15 protein-coding genes are annotated in these 17061 nt (G+C 43.6%); 7 read left to right on the top strand and 8 right to left on the bottom strand.

Features of this window, described 5'->3' with window-relative positions:
- Positions 1-106 precede the first annotated feature (106 nt).
- From VEJY3_RS22160 to VEJY3_RS22150, 3 genes are all read left to right on the top strand, one after another.
- Complete coding sequence (locus VEJY3_RS22160) at positions 107-415, top strand: hypothetical protein (protein WP_014234667.1); 309 nt, start codon at positions 107-109, stop codon at positions 413-415.
- A gap of 678 nt (positions 416-1093) precedes the next feature.
- Positions 1094-2251: an amino acid permease gene (locus VEJY3_RS22155; RefSeq protein ID WP_014234666.1), complete on the top strand. Its 1158-nt coding sequence runs from the start codon at positions 1094-1096 to the stop codon at positions 2249-2251.
- Positions 2252-2484: 233 nt separating this feature from the next.
- Complete coding sequence (locus tag VEJY3_RS22150; RefSeq protein ID WP_041170425.1) at positions 2485-2847, top strand: hypothetical protein; 363 nt, start codon at positions 2485-2487, stop codon at positions 2845-2847.
- 66 nt (positions 2848-2913) lie between these two features.
- Here VEJY3_RS22150 and VEJY3_RS22145 read toward each other — a convergent pair whose 3' ends face one another.
- The 4 genes from VEJY3_RS22145 to VEJY3_RS22130 form a co-directional block, all read right to left on the bottom strand.
- Complete coding sequence (locus VEJY3_RS22145; RefSeq protein ID WP_014234664.1) at positions 2914-4785, bottom strand: methyl-accepting chemotaxis protein; 1872 nt, start codon at positions 4783-4785, stop codon at positions 2914-2916.
- Between the two features lie 421 nt (positions 4786-5206).
- The gene (locus VEJY3_RS22140; protein ID WP_014234663.1) at positions 5207-6571 is read right to left on the bottom strand and encodes a YjiH family protein; all 1365 of its coding nucleotides are present in this window, start codon (positions 6569-6571) and stop codon (positions 5207-5209) included.
- Positions 6572-7120: 549 nt separating this feature from the next.
- Positions 7121-7792, bottom strand: a complete 672-nt coding sequence (locus VEJY3_RS22135; protein WP_014234662.1) for a YoaK family protein — start codon at positions 7790-7792, stop codon at positions 7121-7123.
- 216 nt (positions 7793-8008) lie between these two features.
- The gene (locus tag VEJY3_RS22130) at positions 8009-8341 is read right to left on the bottom strand and encodes a GFA family protein (RefSeq protein ID WP_014234661.1); all 333 of its coding nucleotides are present in this window, start codon (positions 8339-8341) and stop codon (positions 8009-8011) included.
- A gap of 383 nt (positions 8342-8724) precedes the next feature.
- On the opposite strand from VEJY3_RS22130, the gene VEJY3_RS22125 reads away from it, so the two are divergent.
- Positions 8725-9357: a hypothetical protein gene (locus VEJY3_RS22125; RefSeq protein ID WP_014234660.1), complete on the top strand. Its 633-nt coding sequence runs from the start codon at positions 8725-8727 to the stop codon at positions 9355-9357.
- A 120-nt stretch (positions 9358-9477) separates the two neighbouring features.
- A complete protein-coding gene (locus VEJY3_RS22120) occupies positions 9478-10761 on the top strand; it encodes a peptidoglycan DD-metalloendopeptidase family protein (protein WP_014234659.1) in 1284 nt (427 codons plus the stop codon).
- Between the two features lie 76 nt (positions 10762-10837).
- On the opposite strand, the gene VEJY3_RS22115 is transcribed toward VEJY3_RS22120, so the two are convergent.
- Both VEJY3_RS22115 and VEJY3_RS22110 read right to left on the bottom strand, forming a co-directional pair.
- A complete protein-coding gene (locus VEJY3_RS22115; RefSeq protein ID WP_014234658.1) occupies positions 10838-12658 on the bottom strand; it encodes a bifunctional diguanylate cyclase/phosphodiesterase in 1821 nt (606 codons plus the stop codon).
- Positions 12659-12900: 242 nt separating this feature from the next.
- Positions 12901-13788, bottom strand: a complete 888-nt coding sequence (locus tag VEJY3_RS22110; RefSeq protein WP_014234657.1) for a LysR family transcriptional regulator — start codon at positions 13786-13788, stop codon at positions 12901-12903.
- Positions 13789-14052: 264 nt separating this feature from the next.
- Between VEJY3_RS22110 and VEJY3_RS22105 the strand changes: the two genes are divergently transcribed.
- Positions 14053-14400, top strand: coding sequence for a hypothetical protein (locus tag VEJY3_RS22105; RefSeq protein WP_014234656.1), 348 nt, complete (start codon positions 14053-14055; stop codon positions 14398-14400).
- 129 nt (positions 14401-14529) lie between these two features.
- Positions 14530-14664 carry a hypothetical protein gene (locus tag VEJY3_RS26095; protein WP_014234655.1) on the top strand — a complete coding sequence of 45 codons (135 nt, stop codon included), beginning with the start codon at positions 14530-14532 and terminating at the stop codon, positions 14662-14664.
- Positions 14665-14791: 127 nt separating this feature from the next.
- Here the strand turns inward: VEJY3_RS26095 and VEJY3_RS22100 are convergent, their stop codons facing one another.
- On the bottom strand, positions 14792-15406 hold the full coding sequence (locus VEJY3_RS22100) for a glutaredoxin (RefSeq protein ID WP_014234654.1): 615 nt from the start codon (positions 15404-15406) through the stop codon (positions 14792-14794).
- A gap of 579 nt (positions 15407-15985) precedes the next feature.
- Entirely contained in the window at positions 15986-16954 is a 969-nt protein-coding gene (locus tag VEJY3_RS22095) for a porin (protein WP_014234653.1), read from the bottom strand.
- Positions 16955-17061 lie beyond the last annotated feature (107 nt).

Raw genomic sequence — 17061 nt, 5'->3', positions numbered from 1 at the left:
TAAAGCAATTTGTGGACCAGTTTAACCAGCTGCTCTTTATCTTATTGATAATTAGGTATATGAATGGCGACCTAAAAAATACATATATTTCAGTTGGCTATAAAAAATGGAAAATTATCAGTCCTATCATTTAACCACGAATGAAACAGATATTCGCAAAATGCAACGCATTTTAGATACGTTACGTAGTGAAATTGCAGACAAACAGCAGACTTTCGGGAGAAGTGTGTTGGCGTTGACGCGTGAATCTCAGTTGCGATTAATGAACTACAAGGAACTTTACTTACATCGTGAATCGATTGGTGAAGAAGAATTGCAAACCCTTTATAAGAGCATGAGCAAAACCGAAAAAGTGATTGCAGATGAGGGCATTCATGCTTTGACGTATATGATCCAGGCTTTAGACGAAAGCTGACTAATAAACTCAAAGCGTTATGTGTCGTATAGATTTGGTTTAATACCAGGGAAATGTAAATGCTGGGGAACCGAACCCAGCATTTCGTCACTTAAGTTACCAAATTTTCGAACCGTAACTCAGTGTTTTAGAGGTATGTGAACCGAACGATGTCGGTACGCAGCGAATAATAGCGATATTGTCTGATCTAGGCTACGGCATTGGAATTTAACGTCTTCTCACAAGCTGTAAATAAAAGTGTACACTCGATATATTCCCGTGGGAGTGCCAGACATTCCTCTCTTTACTGGTTATTTTAACCGCACATGTTAGGTGTTTAGTTGCAACCACTAAAATATATGGCTGAAACTTTGACCTTTTACTTTTCAATTCTCCTGGTTATGCCGTACAATCTCGCCGAACCAATCTCATTCTATTTCGAGTGAGAGATTGATGAATTTGATGACCTATTTTGCTTCGAACCCAAAATGTGGGCATCCCATCAATCAGAATATCGCCCAAAAATGCTCGCCTACATGCCGATGAAATCAGAGTGCGTTCTCTTTTTTCAGTGCATGTTATTGCTAATTGACGCCGGTTTTCGGCCAATTTTGGCAAATAGGGGACGTTTTGTTGTTTGTACTTTGGATTAAGTACGGCAGGGGGAACAAAAACGGATTGAATTTAGAGGTATTGACCGTGAATCTAAAACTTGTCGGCAGCTCCCTGATTGTTGCAGGTACTGCTCTTGGCGCCGGTATGCTTGCTATACCTATGGTGCTTGCTCAATTTGGCCTCCTGTGGGGCACACTTCTTATGCTGTTCATCTGGGCCGGAACTACTTACGCGGCGCTGCTTCTTCTTGAAGCGAGCTGTAAAGTCGGTGGTGGCGTTAGCATGAATGCAATTGCTCGCGAAACGCTTGGTAAAGGTGGTCAGTTGGTTACTAACGGCCTGCTTTATGCGCTGCTTGTTTGTCTACTCATGGCTTACATTATCGGCGCTGGCGATTTGCTACAAAAAGTTACTGCGTCGATGGGACTACCAATCTCGACAATTTCAAGCCAAGTTGGCTTCACTCTTTTGGTTGGCATCGTTGTTTCTGCAGGCACAGGCGTTGTTGATAAGCTTAACCGCGCTTTGTTCATTGGTATGATCGCCGCACTTATCCTTACTCTTTTCGCTCTTATGCCAAGCGTGACGTTTGAAGGGCTAGATGAAGTCGTGAGCGAAGACAAAGTAGCGCTGATTAAAACCAGCTCAGTTCTATTTACGAGCTTTGGTTTTATGGTCGTGATTCCGTCTCTGGTTAGTTACAACAAAGAAGCGAGCAAAACGCAGTTGCGAAACATGATCATTGTTGGCTCAACCATTCCTCTTATTTGTTACCTGCTATGGCTACTTGCAGTTGTGGGCAATTTACCCCCTCAGGAGCTGGCTCAATACTCAAATGTGACGGAATTGATTGCGGTGCTTGGTCAGCAGTACTCTGGTCTGGAGTTTATTCTGTCTATGTTTACTGGTTTGGCGCTATTGACCTCGTTCTTAGGGGTGGCGATGGCCCTTTACGATCAAAATGCAGACTTGTTACAAGCGGGTAAGCCAGTGGTATTTGTCACCACGTTTATTTTACCGTTACTGGGAGCCGTGTTTGCACCAGAGCACTTCTTAGCCATCCTTAGCTATGCAGGTATTATTCTGGTATTCCTTGCGGTATTCGTTCCTTTGTCTATGACAATGAAAGTTCGTCGTGTACCAGTAGAAGATAACAGTATTTATGAAGCTGGTGGCGGCGTAATGGGAATGAGCATGATGTTCCTGTTTGGTTGCTTCTTGCTGGTTGCTCAAGCTGTGTAAGCTTTTACAGTCAAATTTAGTAGAGCCGCGCTGATAAAACAGCGCGGCTTTTTTATTTGTTATGAAATGTGTAGCTAAAGTGGGGGGTGCATAAGGAGAGTAATTGTTCTGACGTAAACCTGATATATGGCAAAAACTCTGACGGTTTGGTGAAAAACCTTAGCGGTGGTCTGACATGAGTAGGATAGCTGCTGCCTAAGATTAGAGTGGTAATTTCGATGAGAGGAACTGTTGTGTCAAAACAATTATCTGTTGCCATGGCTGGCGTTATGCTGACTTTAGGCATATTTAGTGCCGACGCGATGGCGGATCCGAAGCATAAGCATCGCTATGAACGTGAGCATCATCACTACCACGATGATCATGACCATGATCGTCACCACCATAAGCACAAGCGTAAACATAAACATAAGCATAAGCATCGAGATGTAATAGTGGTTGAGCATAGACCACCAAGACACCGCTACTATTACCGCGATCGCGTTCCTAGTAATAGTGTCTTTATCCAAATTGGTAATTTGACCTATTTAAAAGTCGATGATCACTATTATCGTCGTTCAAATGATCGTTATGTTCACGTTGATTTAAGACTCTAGTCTGAATTTACAAGTGGATGAAACAAAAACAGCGAGCCTAGCTCGCTGTTTTTGTTGTAGATGACGTTATACCGTAAATCGGTTGAGGATATCATCTTGCTTATGAACATCCTCTTGCTGAGTTCGCATCGCTTCGTTAGTTCGATTCGCTGATTCAGCGACCTGAGTCGACAGGTCTTTAATATTAACGGTATTGTTGTTGATCTCTTCAGCAACTAAGCTTTGCTCTTCAGCCGCAGAGGCGATCTGTAAGTTCATATCCGAAATTCTCTGAATAGCATCTCGAATACGTTGCAATGAGTTATTAGCTAACTCAGCTTTTTCCACGGCTTCAACTGCGCTGCCTTTACTTTGGTGCATTGCGCTGGCAACAGATGAAGCGCCAGACTGAAGCTGCTCAATCATACTGCGAATCTCCGTTGTAGACTCTTGTGTGCGCTGAGCCAACGTACGCACTTCATCAGCAACGACCGCAAAACCTCGGCCAGACTCACCCGCTCGAGCGGCTTCAATTGCTGCGTTTAGAGCCAGCAGGTTGGTTTGATCAGCGATATCGTTAATCACTTTAAGGATCGTTTCAATGTTCGCCGTTGCCGATTCAAGAACATGAACTTCTTCGACGGCCAAATCGATGCTGTCTGAAAGCAAGTTGATGGTTTGTGTCGACTCGCTTACGACGGATGAACCCTCGACCGTCGCTTGATCGGCTTCTTTCGCTGCACTTGCGGCACCTTGAGCATTGTTCGCCACTTCGGTTGCTGTAACCGACATTTCGTGCATGGCCGTTGCTAACTGTTCAAGCTCCTGTAGCTGAGTTTGAATAGCGCCTGCGGAGTCTTCAGCACCTTTGGCGGTTATTTGCGTACCACTTAGGATCTGGTCAGAAATACTCTTCGATTCAATGATTTGGTGCTGTAAATTTTCTATAAAGGTGTTGAAGTTTTTTGCAAGCTCAGAAAACTCCGGATCGGTATTGGTTTCCAGACGTTGAGTGAGATCGCCTTTTCCTGATGCCACATCTTTAATCGCGTTGTTGAGAGTATCAAGCGGGCGCATTAATGTGCGAATCAACAGAGTTAACGCGATAATTGACGCGATAATCGCAATGATTGAATAAATGATTGCACTGTTACGTAACTCGGCCACATCCGCATAAGCGATGGTTTCGTCGATCACTGCACCCAGATACCAGTCTTCACTCGGGATGTGTTCCAGGCTGACCATGTATGGGCTGCCATCAATTTCAATCTTCTGAGTTGTGCTCTCCAGTTTTACTTGCGGCAAGTAGCTGCTGATTTTCTCGCCATGGAGCTTGCTGTTAGGGTGTGCAATGGTGGTGCCGTCTGATGACACAAGAAATAGATAGCCCGCATCAAACAAGTTTACTTGATTGACCAAATCGGAAAGTGTCGTGAGTGCTAAGTCATAAAACATAGCACCTGTAAACTGGCCGTTGTTTTTAACTGGCGTCCCAACGGAGATGATTACGCTTTTTGTAGAAACATCAACGTACGGTGCGGTCACTACCAAGTCGCCTTTGCTTTTTGCAGCGGTAAACCAAGGACGTTTACGCGGATCGTAAGTCGCATCTGGCTCCCAGCCATCGTCGTTTTCGACAACCACTCCGTTACGCTCGTAGCCTAAACCAATGGCGATGAAGCTGGATTTTAGGGTTGGTTTCTCGACAATGCTCTTAACATAGTCCTGTGAGTTTGGGTCGAGCTCTATGATCTCGGTTGTGGCGCGAGCGAGATTCTTCTTGGCTGACATTTCTGATTCTACCGTGTTCCCTACGCTCGTTAAGATTTCTTGTACGCTAGAATCGATATGTTCGCTGGTTTGAGCTCGGATCGTTATGACTTGCTCTATCGACAGTAGCGACACAGTAATGAGCAACAAAATTGAAGAGGCGGTGACAACCTTGTGTCTGAATTTCATAGTTTTCCTCTGAGTATCCCTATGGCTTATCCCTGCTTTCACCTCTGCTTACTCGGGTGAATTGACAGCAAAAGAAACCGGTGTGTTTGGTTCTTCATTACTTATCGACAATATTGTGAAAAACTTGAAACCAAACATGCGCGATTTGGATGGAAAAATGCGTAATTTGGCACTCCGGTTATGGATGAAAAATAAAGTGGTTATTTATTGCTTGTATATGAATGAGTTAGAGGGTAGTGCTCGTTGAGGGGAAAATATCCAGACTGGTCTGATGAGAAAATACGCCTCTCGGCAACAAGAGAAATTACTCTTTTCTAAGGTTGATATTGTTGGCCAAGGTTGGAATTAAGGAGGGCGAGGGGCGTTGTGTTCAAACAAAAAAGGCCCCGCCGAAGCAGAGCCTTTCTGAGAGCAAGTGACGTTAGAATATCAAGTGCGCCATACCAGCAATCACAGGTAGTGTGATGAGGGTACGTAGAATAAAGATAACGAACAGTTCTACGATGTTGACCGGGATCTTACTGCCTAGTAGCAGCGCGCCCACTTCAGACATGTAGATAAGCTGAGTTACAGACATAGCCGCAATAACAAAGCGCGTCATTTCATTATCAATTGAAGCCGCCAGAATCGCAGGGATAAACATATCAGCAAAGCCCACAACGATAGTTTGCGATGCAGCAACCGCTTCTGGGATTTGCAGCAATTCAAGGTAAGGGATGAATGGCTGGCCCAAGATCTCAAATACTGGCGTGTATTCTGCAATGACCAAAGCAACCGTACCAAGACCCATTACTACAGGTAGTACGCCAAAGACCATGTCTATTGCGTTGTGAACACCTTCTTTAAATACAGACTGGAACGATGTCACTTCTGACGCGCGTTTCAGAGCCAGATCCATACCCCAAGAGAACGTTGTATGGCCTTCAGGAACTGCATCTGCATCTTTGTCTGGCTTGCTGTCATCAATGTAGCGATCTTTTTTCAGGCTTAGTGGTGGTAAGCGTGGAATGATCACTGCAGCAACAATACCTGCAAGACAGATGGTGCCGTAAAATGGCAGGAACAGATGCTCAAGTTGAACCTGAGCGATAACGACTAAGCTGAACGTAATCGAAACTGCTGAGAAAGTGGTACCCACTACCGCAGCTTCACGTTGCGTGTAAAACTTGTTTTCGTACTGTTTACTGGTCAGCAAGATACCAACACTGCCATCACCCAACCAAGATGCCATACAGTCGATAGCACTGCGGCCTGGTAGGTTAAACACTGGGCGCATTATTTTACTTAGCAGTGCGCCAAATAGCTCCAACAGACCAAAGTTAAGCAGCAGAGGCAGTAATAGGCCAGCAAAGATGAATACCGCAAACAGTGTCGGTAACAGGCCTGTCAGAACCAATCCACCTGTGTTTTCTTCCCAGACCGCTTTAGGGCCGATCTCAAAGAAAGTCATCAACACGGCAGCTGCGCCAATTAAGCGAACAAGCAACCAAAGTGGGGATGGGTTAAACAAACCGTTAAGGAAACCATTACGAAGGATCGCAGCAGGCTGGAAAATTTTGCAAAGAACAGAAGCGACAGCCATAAAAGAGATGATAACGGTAATAATGGCAATCAATGTATCGCCAAGTACAGCAGGAATGACTTTAGCCATGACCGCAACTGGGATAGTAAGATCACCATCGTAAGAGATTGGTGCCATAAAAAGCAGAAGACCGATTAAGGATGGAATCAGGAACATCCAAAAGTTGCCTTTAGGTGCTTCAGTAGCATTAGTATTATTGTGCATAATTGTCTCGTGTTACTACTAGTCAATACTTGCCATAATCCATGACATAAATATTCACTAAACATCCGTATTTAATCGCAGGTTGCGGAGGGTACCCGCAAACTACATCCATTGCAATACTATTCATTAAATACATTTACTTATTCAGTCGATTTGTCGGAAAATTGATTGAATAATGCGTTTCTGTATACGAATATGTTGCTCGTGTTAGAAAATTGTATCATTAATTGGCTTGTGTGAAGGTAATTCTGAGAAGCAGTGTGATTGGAATAGTAAAAACGCGGCTAAGTGTGATTTAAATCACGCAACAATTGCGGGATTTTTCACCATTACACTTTCTTAACATAAGGACTTTCTCCTGACTCTCGGCAAGTTTGAGTGTTGAACACGGGAAAGGCAAAGTGAGGGATTGTCGTCAGATTTGGGATTGGAGTTTAGCGGCGTGTTTGTGGCGGGATTCAGTTGAGTTCCTGCTTGCAGCCTAAGCGTTATGAAGCCATTTGCACTTAGGCTGCTGTGCCATTGTTACTTGACGGTTTGTCTGAATTATCAAGACGTTGGGCTATGGTTTAGCCTGTACAAATACATCCAGTAAATGATGGCGGTTCCGAACGCTAAGAGCGCTGGAAATATCAATGTATGCAGACCATACACAGTAAAAAGCGCGGCACCTGCAACGCCACCGAGTAAAAATCCGGAAAAGATGAATAAGAACAATAGGGCCTTTCGACGGTCAAATTGACGTCCGCGCAAGCTTTCTCCAATCATAATGCCCAAATCAGTAATAATACCGGTCATGTGAGTGGTTCTGACTACAGCGCCACTAAACGTCGTAATCATCGCGTTTTGCAATCCGCAGGCAGCGGAAGCTAAATATTGGCCATAAACGTTGCCCTGTACCAAGAAGCCTAAACTAAGAAGAAGTAAGCTGCCTTCTATACACAGTGCGACCCCGTAACGACGTCCAAGTTTTAATGCACTGCTTTCGATAAAGAAACCACTGAACGCAGCACCAATCAAAAAGCTAAATACGATGAAGAGCAGGTGAATGGAGCTGTCCACACCTGTTAGTAAGCTATTCCCTAGCTGAGTTACGGTTCCGGAGATGTGTGTTATCGCTTGATGTTGAAAGCCGAGAAGACCGACGGCATTGACGCAGCCTGCAAGAAGGGCAAGTAGAAACGCGCCATATTCCACCCAACGAGGAAGTCTGGAAATCACAATAAAACCCCACTAAATGTTAGGAGCCGATTATAGCGCTCACACTGAGATACGAAACCCCTTACAGTACAACTCGGTTGATCATTCTCAAAAAAAACTCAAAAAAGCAGGGATAGGCCAATCACAACAAATGATTGATAAGAAAACGTGTCGGAAAAACGCTTGATAACAAGCTACTTTTTGAAAAGTGTGTACCGTCCTAAATAAGGTTGCCACTCATTCGATGTGCTCCATCGTGCATTCGAAACTGACCCAGCCATGTTTTCGTTCTTCATAGATGGAAATGGTCGGTTCTTGAAATTCTTTGTCACTAAAGAGTCCAACAGGCACAACAATAATGTCTGGTGCAGCGGAGAGTAACAGGCGCATGGTGGTGCCACAGGCAGGACAAAATTCGTATCGGACTTCGCTCCCGTCATCGCTGATTCTGGTATAGCTAATTACGTCACCATCTAAAATGACGTGCTTTTTGGCGAAGCGAGCCTGGACGCCAAATACACTGCCAGTTCGCTTTTGACACTCAAAGCAATGGCAAATCGATGTACGCATGGGTTCACCTAAGCAGCGAAGCTGAATCAAGCCACACGCACACTCACATGAGTGGGTTCTGTTTGGTTTTGGCATCGTTTAAATTAAATAACCTCAAACTGTCTTCATGTCCCGTGAAGCACCTGTACTGGCGATCGAATGGTTAGCGCCACGCGGGGCTAAATCTTCTCAAGTTCTCAGAGAACAGTTTAGGACATTTAAGGCCGAATACCTCATGGCAGCGATCACCTTTCCAACGAAAACTCGACGAACTTAGGAAGGCCAAGTCAGTTTTATTTTGAAACATTTGATGTATTGATTAGAAGGTTGTTTTACGGCTATGGCTCTTTATTTGGTATATACTCCGAGCGCGATTTATAAAATATAAAATCAAGGAAGTCTTCATGGCCCGCAATAGAATTCTGCCTATTCCACTTATCCTTCTTATTCCCGTTGTATTATTAATCATCGTGATTGTTGCTGGTGTTTACCGATTTAGTCTCTCTGATGACGAAATATTAGCCAAGTTTCCGCAGAGCGAAGTTCAGACTAATACGATTATTTCGGACGTGCTAAATATCAAATCTTCAAATCCGTGGACAATTCAGGTTCCCGAACAAAATGCAGTGAGTTTCATTGATGAGTGGGATAAAGAACTTGGTTATTTGATTGGTCAATACGATGCTGGGGCGACGAAAGGTAAGGTTTTGTTACCGAAAGAATTTATTGTTCAACGCCAGATAGAAGACGTGCCTTGGATTGTTGCCCCTATGATTGTTACCTCACAGGGAACAGGATCTTTTTATTATATTGGTCTGTTTAAATTTGATGCTGTTCCAAGCCGAGTTATATTACTTGATAGTGTATTCATTGGCGATCGTATTAAATTTAATCAACTGGAGTGGCGAGACGATACAATTATCGATGCCTCCTATCTGACGCACGATGAAAATCAAGCGATGTCTGAAGTGCCTAAACAATTAAATTCTGTATCGCTGAAGCGTGTAGGCAATTTCCTACATATGCAACAAAGATGAATTTATTTTACTTATGTAAAAAATAGGTGTTTTCTGAGCTAGATCTCGAAATTTCCTAGTGATTTCTTATGCGGGAATGAATAAGCTATTAGGCCTGTTTATAAGGAGATAGTAATTCCCGTGTCTACAAATGAAATTACAAGACGGTTGCCGAATCTGACAGGTCGTAGAGCGCTGCTGTTGTACTCCTTACCTGTTTTGTTCGCGATTGGTGTTTCTCACTCTCTCAAAGAGTCACCATTAACGAAAACCATCGCTTTAAACCTGCCGGAATCGCAGGTTGTTGAAAGAATTCTTGATGCGACGACTGCAGAAGTTGTCACCCCACCGAACTTTGAGTATCAAATCCAAGCAGGCGACAATCTTAGTACCATTTTTAGTCAGCTTGGTTTCGGCTACAGCTCGCTAATGAAAGTCATGGAAACGGACTTAAACTACCTTGCGCTCGATACGCTAAAACCAGGCAATACACTGCGATTTTGGCGTGATGATATCGAAGGTGAACTGCTTAAAATGGAACTGCAATTTTCTATTGCAGACAAAGTGGTTTATGAGCTGAACCGTGACGGCAATTATGATTTTACCGACATTTCAATTCCTGGCGTATGGAATCAAGAACCACTGGTTGGTGTGATCCAAGGCAGCTTCTCTTCATCAGCGAGTCGTCTTGGCTTAACTTCGGCTGAAATCAGTCAGGTTGTGACCTTGCTGAAAGAGCAATTAAACTTTGGCAAAGATCTTCGTGCCGGCGATCGCTTTGAAGTGGTTCGACGTTCACAGAGCATCAATGGTGTCTCTACTGGTAAGAACGAAATTGAAGCGATAAAGATTTATAATCGCGGTCGTGAAATTACCGCTTACCTGCATACCGATGGTCAATTTTATAACGCGAAAGGTGAGAGCCTGCAGCGTGCTTTCCAGCGTTATCCTGTGAGTCGTGGTTGGCGAATCAGTTCTGGGTTCAATCCTAATCGTCATCACCCCGTGACAGGCCGTGTCGCGCCACATAATGGTACCGACTTCGCAACACCAATCGGAACGCCTGTGGTTTCGACAGGTGACGGAACGGTTATCATGACACGTAAACACCCATACGCGGGTAATTACGTGGTGGTTGAACACGGTAGTAAGTTCAAAACCCGCTATCTACACCTAAGTAAGATCCTGGTGAAGAAAGGGCAAAAAGTGTCACGTGGTCAACGCATTGGTCTATCTGGTAAAACAGGCCGTGTAACTGGCCCTCATCTGCACTATGAATTGATCCAGTATGGCCGACCAGTCAACGCCATGAGAGCGAACATTCCAATGGCGAGTTCGGTGCCTAAGAAGGAAATGGCAACGTTTGTTGCAAACCGTGATGCGATGGATAAGCTTCTGAAGAATAAAGAGAAAGCGGTTTTATAACAGTCCGGCTTTCCCTTTGTGCAAAATTTAACCTTGAAAGGCCAGGCATTGCTTGGCCTTTTGTTTATTCACTTTTTTATGCGCTTTTAACTTGTCGTTTATTAATCAGCGTGAGCATCTCGCTTACACGGCTTGGTTTGGCGTAGAAATAGCCTTGTATGTAATTGCATCCCATCTCAATGAGCTTGTCTGAGGCATTCTTATCTTCCACCCCCTCTGCGATTAAGTTCACGTTGAGCAATTGGGAAAGTTGCACGATCAATAAAACCACTTGTTCAGACGTTTTGTTCGAAAGCATATTTCTCACAAACGTCGCATCAATTTTTATGATGTCGATAGGGTAGTTGTGAATATAGTTCAGGCTTGAGTAGCCCGTACCAAAGTCATCCAAGGCGACTTGAAACCCGAGATAACGTAATGAATTCAGAACCATCTGTTCTTGCCCACTTAGGGACAGTAAAACGGTTTCGGTGAGTTCGATAACAAAGTCGCAGGTCGAGTGTTGGTACTTGTCTATCATGGACGTTAAATGGTTGATGTAGCGCTTAGAATCAACCAACTCATAAGCAGAACAATTTATCGATAATTTTACGCTGTGACCTAGTTGAGATTCCAATTCTTGTTTGGCAATACAAGCGAGCTCAATAATGCGCTCACCGAGCTCTACGATTAAGCCAGATTGTTCGGCTGCTTCTATAAACTCAGAAGGGGCGATGTTGCCCAATGTGTCACTTTCCCAACGGGAGAGTATTTCAAAGTAATCCCACTGGTCAGCGTTGATGTCCACGATCGGTTGAACAACGACATACAGTTCATGATTGTCTGTGATGCTCGTTTTCAGCTGCTGACGTATCACCTCAATAAGTTGCGTTTGTCGATGATAAAGGGCACTAAGCTGCGTGTCATAGTGCTGTATACGCGTCTCTCGGTGTTTCTTACAATCTTTCAATGCCAGGCTGGCGTTTAGGATAAGCCCATCTGTTTTTGGGCTGTGATTGGCGGCTCGTGCAATACCAATACTCACTGTGAACGAGATGTGGTTCGATTTATCAATGTAACCCGCCTCTATGATGTCGAGAATCTGCTGGCACACCGCAACAGGGTCTTCGTCATAGGTGATAAATGCAAACTCGTCGCCAGCAACTCGAAACGCGTTTTCTGGGGAAGACAGGCTTTCTTGAATCGCGTTTGCCGTAAACTTTATTATCTGGTCGCCGATGTAGTTCCCGTTGATATCGTTAATCGACTTGAAGTTATCGATATCCAGATAAGCAAGGTTAAAAGGGCGCGACGACTGTTGTGTTAAAGTTTCCAGGGTATCAGCCAGACAACTGCGGTTAAGTAGTCCTGTCAGATTGTCGTGCGAAACTTCGTAACTCAGCTGGTTTAGAAGTTTATCCGAACGCTCACTGACCCATTTTTCTCGTAAACTGTGGATGATGACATTGGCGTAGAAGCGATGCAGTTCGAGCAATGCTTGCGCTTCTAGTGCGGAAAAGATATGGGTAAAAGTAGATATCAAAATACCGAGTACATCGCCATTTTGTGTTTTCAGTGGCAATCCTAAATACGCTTCTATTCCAATTTCGCGAAACATTTTATCTTCGGATACATCACGATATACATGATCTTGAAAGAAGATATTCTCACCGATATCGTTAACCACTTCCTCGCATGGTGAGCCAGAAAGCGGGTACTCAAGGTGATTTTCGATTTTATCGTTTCTAGCAACCGATATTGTATGAGCTGAGTGCTGGAGATGAGCCACCTCGACAATACAGGTACAGTGCGTGTTCACCTGTTGATGAATATCTAAAATCACCCTGTTTAGTAGAGCACTACCACTCAGCTTCAAGATCTCATCAAGCTTTTGAAAACTGATTTGTACATGATCCATTGTACACGTCACCTAGCGTTGTTTGTTCTATATCGTGTGGCGTTGATTCTGACTAATTTGAAACGTATCAGACAAACTATCGTTTACTTAGGTGGATTTTTCAAACTTTGCCAGCGACTAAGTTACAGTATGGTTTACCTGTAAGTGTAACCAGTGGCACGATTTTTACCTCACCAGGCCAGTGTTTGATTACTTTTCATCAAGCAAGGGACTGCTATTGGAGCGTTGTTAGTTATCTGAAATTATTCTCGTTTTTCTTCTTCTAATCGAGATTTTAGATAATCGAGAAACAATTGAGTTCGGGTATGTTGATAGTCTAATTTAGGGTAGTAAGCGTAGACGATCGCTTCATCAGCCGTAATGTCTGGCAAAATAGGCACTAATGCTCCAGATTTTAGGTCATCTTTGATCATGACGTTGTTGGTCATGAGTATACCCATCCCTCGCTTAGCGCCATGAAATAAAGCTTCTGGATTTGTCGTTGCAAAGTTGCCGGATAAGCTTATCCGTTGGTTCTTATTGGTCTTAATTTCTCTTGAGGGTTTTTCACCCCATATAAGCACGTTGTGTCGGCTTAAATCTTCGACGCGTTCTGGTGTGCCGTACTTTTCTAAATAACTCGGGGCAGCATAAAACTGAGCTTTGTGTTTGAACAGAGGGCTAGCCTTAAAACTGAGTGAGTTGAGCTGATCTAACTCGCGGCTGATAAAGAGGTCCAAACTTAACTCAGGAAGTTGACCGGGCAATGTGGTCGTCAGTTGTAGCGTGATGTCCGGGTATTTTTCGAGAAAGTCATCCAAATAGTGGACAAGAAACTTCGAACCTACCGCGAGTGTTGCGCCAATTTTTAAAAGCCCTGCCGGCGATTGGTTCACAGAGCGAGTTTCGTCTAATACGGACTGCCAGGAATCGAGCTGACTTTTGGCTCGCTCATAGAATAGAGCCCCAGCTTCCGTTTGGCTGATTGAACGAGTCGTACGTTTGAGCAGCTGCACGCCGACTTTGTCTTCAAGCCATTGAATCCGCTTGCTGATGGCTGAGCTGGTGGTATTGAGTTTTCGTGCTGCACCGTTAAAGCTGCCTTCTTCAACGACACGAATATAACTTTGTACACTTTGAATCCAATCCACTGCTTCCTCCTAAGAACTAATGCATCACGATTTGAACCAATTATCAACTATGCGTGTCGAAATATACACTGTAAGGGACTAGGCTGTCATCGTATGAGAGCGTGTATAAATCATTATCTTTTGGGGAAGTTTGTTACCTTTGGCGGGAAGAATGGCTGCTCTCTAATTAGAACCAGCCAGACGCAACGGTTTGAATCTTCTTGCAAGGGAGACACCACCTTTCTAAAATGCGCAGCAAACCGTCTTTAATCGTTAGGTGAAAGAATGCAACAAAACGAATTTGAAACGCTGGTAAAAGAAATTATCCAGCAAGAAAACATGCCTAAAGCACTTGAGATACTAAAAGCTTGTGAAGAAGAAGAGGTCGCGCAAGCGGCTCAGTCTCTTACAGGTCAGTTTGGCCTTGCGGAAGTCGATGGTGAAAAGCGTATTTACCATATGACAACTCAAGAAGACGAGTCTGGTGAAGAGCAAGAGTATGTGGAACATGTCATGAATGAAGGCGATCATTTAATCAAGTTTGCCGCTTGGTTCTTTGAAACCTTCTTTGAAATCAAACAGAAAGATACTTATGTTGCTGCTGGTAAAACTTACCAACAGCCGAAACGCTGAGTTAAATGTGTGTCCAGGTTAGTTAGGGTTGAAATTTAATTACAAAAACATGTGATTTAGATCTTGTTTTTGTCCTTTTGTGGTGTAATATTACCACATAAACAAGAAGGATAACTTCAGGAGAAGGTCATGACAAACGAACTTGGTGGCGCTTACATTGGCCAAATGATTGCTAAAGATGCAATGCACAAAGCACTTCACGGTAAAGCGAAGAAGAAAAAAGCTTCTGCTCTTTCTCGTTTAGTGAAAAAGCTAGCGAATTAATACAAAAAGCCCTGATTACTTAATCAGGGCTTTTTGTTTCCATAATTACTTCAGCGCTTCTACAAACAATATCAATCACAGTCAGTGACCGAAATAGCATAGGTAAAGGTTTAAGACCAATGCCAGACTATGCAGATTGACTCGGTATCTCTACAACATTATTCGGGACTTTATCTAGCCCCTTTGCTACTAACCACTTTTCCAGACTATCAGCACCTCCAATATACTTACTTTCTAGCCAGATCTGAGGCACAGTGACGGGTGTTTTTTCACCTATGATGGCTTTGACTTCCGGGATCATTCTGTAAAGTGCGGCACTGTCTTTCACCACATCGTAATATTGGTATGTGATACCTGCATCATCAAGCAGTTGCTTGGTCTTCTTACAATGTGGACACGTAGCTTTTCCGTAAACAATATTCCCTTTGAGGCTATCTCGTTTAACCCACTCAGCAATAACCGATTGTATTAATACACCTCGGTTTAATGCTTCACCTTGGCTGATCACCTTACCTTCTACTATCAGAATAGGAGCGTGCCAGGCGCCTTTCTTTAAGGGTTCCCACCAGTGGGATAACCAATCTTTGACTTCCAGCTCTACAGGCACATCTGACAGCTCATTTTCAAAAGTATCGGTTAAAATATCGTGGGTTAGCGTGCATTCTCCGCAAGGGATGTTCACTTTGAAAGGTCCCCAGCTTCCTGCCCATCGATAGAGTGTAATTTTGATTGGTTGTGTCATGCGACGCTCCTCATTTCCTTCTCTGAAAATATAGAACTCAAAAGCGGGGTTTTTCTTTCAATTCAATGGGTATTTTTACTGTTTGAACCTGTGGTTTAGGCCAAAGGTGCGGCGATTGTTTGTGAAGTCACTGGATTATAATGGATTTTTCTGCTGATTGAACTGTGGAGCATACGCGCTATTGGTCTTTACGCCAACAAAAAGCGCCAATAAAAAAAAATGCCTCCCATAGGGAGGCCACATTACCAATTCAAAGGACGTGCCTGTTAAAACAGGTACAAAGAACGAGAAGCACAAACGCTGCCATGCATTTGCAATATCTATATTGCAGTTCGCGTGCCAACTTTTATCTTGTTGAAATATAAGCATATTTATTTTTAGGTTCTATACCTCTTAGGAGGTATGCACTAAGTCTGTGAAAAATTGCATTAAAACAGGGCAGGGCGAAGAAGAATATGTGGGAATAAATCGCGTAAGTGAATGAAAGTAGTTAAGGAAGGATTGGGAAAACTACTTTTATGAAGCAAAAAATGGCCGACAAAGGTGCCGGCCAAGGACTCGCTCTAGGACAAGAGAGAATTAGAAATCGTAACGTACGCCTAGACGTAGCGTGTCTTCACCTTCTACAACTAGACCTTCTGCATCTTTCACTTCATCAAGTTGGTTGAAGTAGTAAGCAAGGTAAGTACGGAAGTTGCTGTTTAGTTTGTAGTAACCAACCAGTTCGAAACCATCAGTTGAGTCGTATTTGCTCGCGCCGTCTGGATCGTTTTCTTGGAAAGTGTACATACCCGCAATCGTTACCTGGCTAGCAACTTTGTAGCTTGCAACTAATTCGTAAGCAGTGAAGTCTACAGAATCAGATAGTTGACCTTGTGAGTAAGTACCTGCAAGGTATAGGTTATCTAGGGAGTAAGCGATACCACCAAGAAGTTGGTCTTCAGAGTTGTCTGCGTCAACATCGCCACCCGAGTATGCAAGACCTAGGTCTAGACCCATTGGCAGAGAGTACATACCTGAGATGCCATATTTGTCTTGGTTATCATCAGAGTTTGCTTGGTAAGTTGCTTGCAGTTGTAGAGCGTCGAACTCACCACGGTATGCGAATACGCTGTCTTGCTTGTCAGAAGATGAATCGATAACTTGTTGAACACCAGAAAACTCAGTGATATCCGTCATATCAGAGATGATTACCGCAGCCATATCTTGACGACCTACTGAGAAAGCACCTGCATTTGAATCTACACCAGCGTACATGTAGCGGTTTTCAAACTCGCTTGAACCTGTATCTTGCTCAGCTTCGTATACACCAAATGCTGAAAGGCCGTTACCGATGTCTGTTTTACCTTTAAGGTTTACACGAGCACGGCTTTTATCTTTCATTGAGCCTTCTACTTCTTCACCGCCTGAACCGATGAAGTCACCGCGAAATTCAACACGACCACCAACTTTTAGCTCAGTGCCATCGTTTGAGTAAACGGTTGCTGCGAAAGATGGTGCTGTTACCAATGCCGACAGAATTGCAGTAGTGAGTGCTGCTTTTTTCATTATCTTAATACCTTATTTGTTATAAATGGGCTTTCTTGCCTGATGTGTTGATGACGCTAAGGTAAACGGTGAAAATGAAAGATAGATTTCTGTTGTGTGATGATTCG

This window comes from Vibrio sp. EJY3 (assembly GCF_000241385.1).
GTDB lineage: Bacteria > Pseudomonadota > Gammaproteobacteria > Enterobacterales > Vibrionaceae > Vibrio > Vibrio natriegens.
The sequence above is the reverse complement of the archived record's forward strand: the minus strand, read 5'-3'. Positions and strand labels throughout refer to the sequence as shown.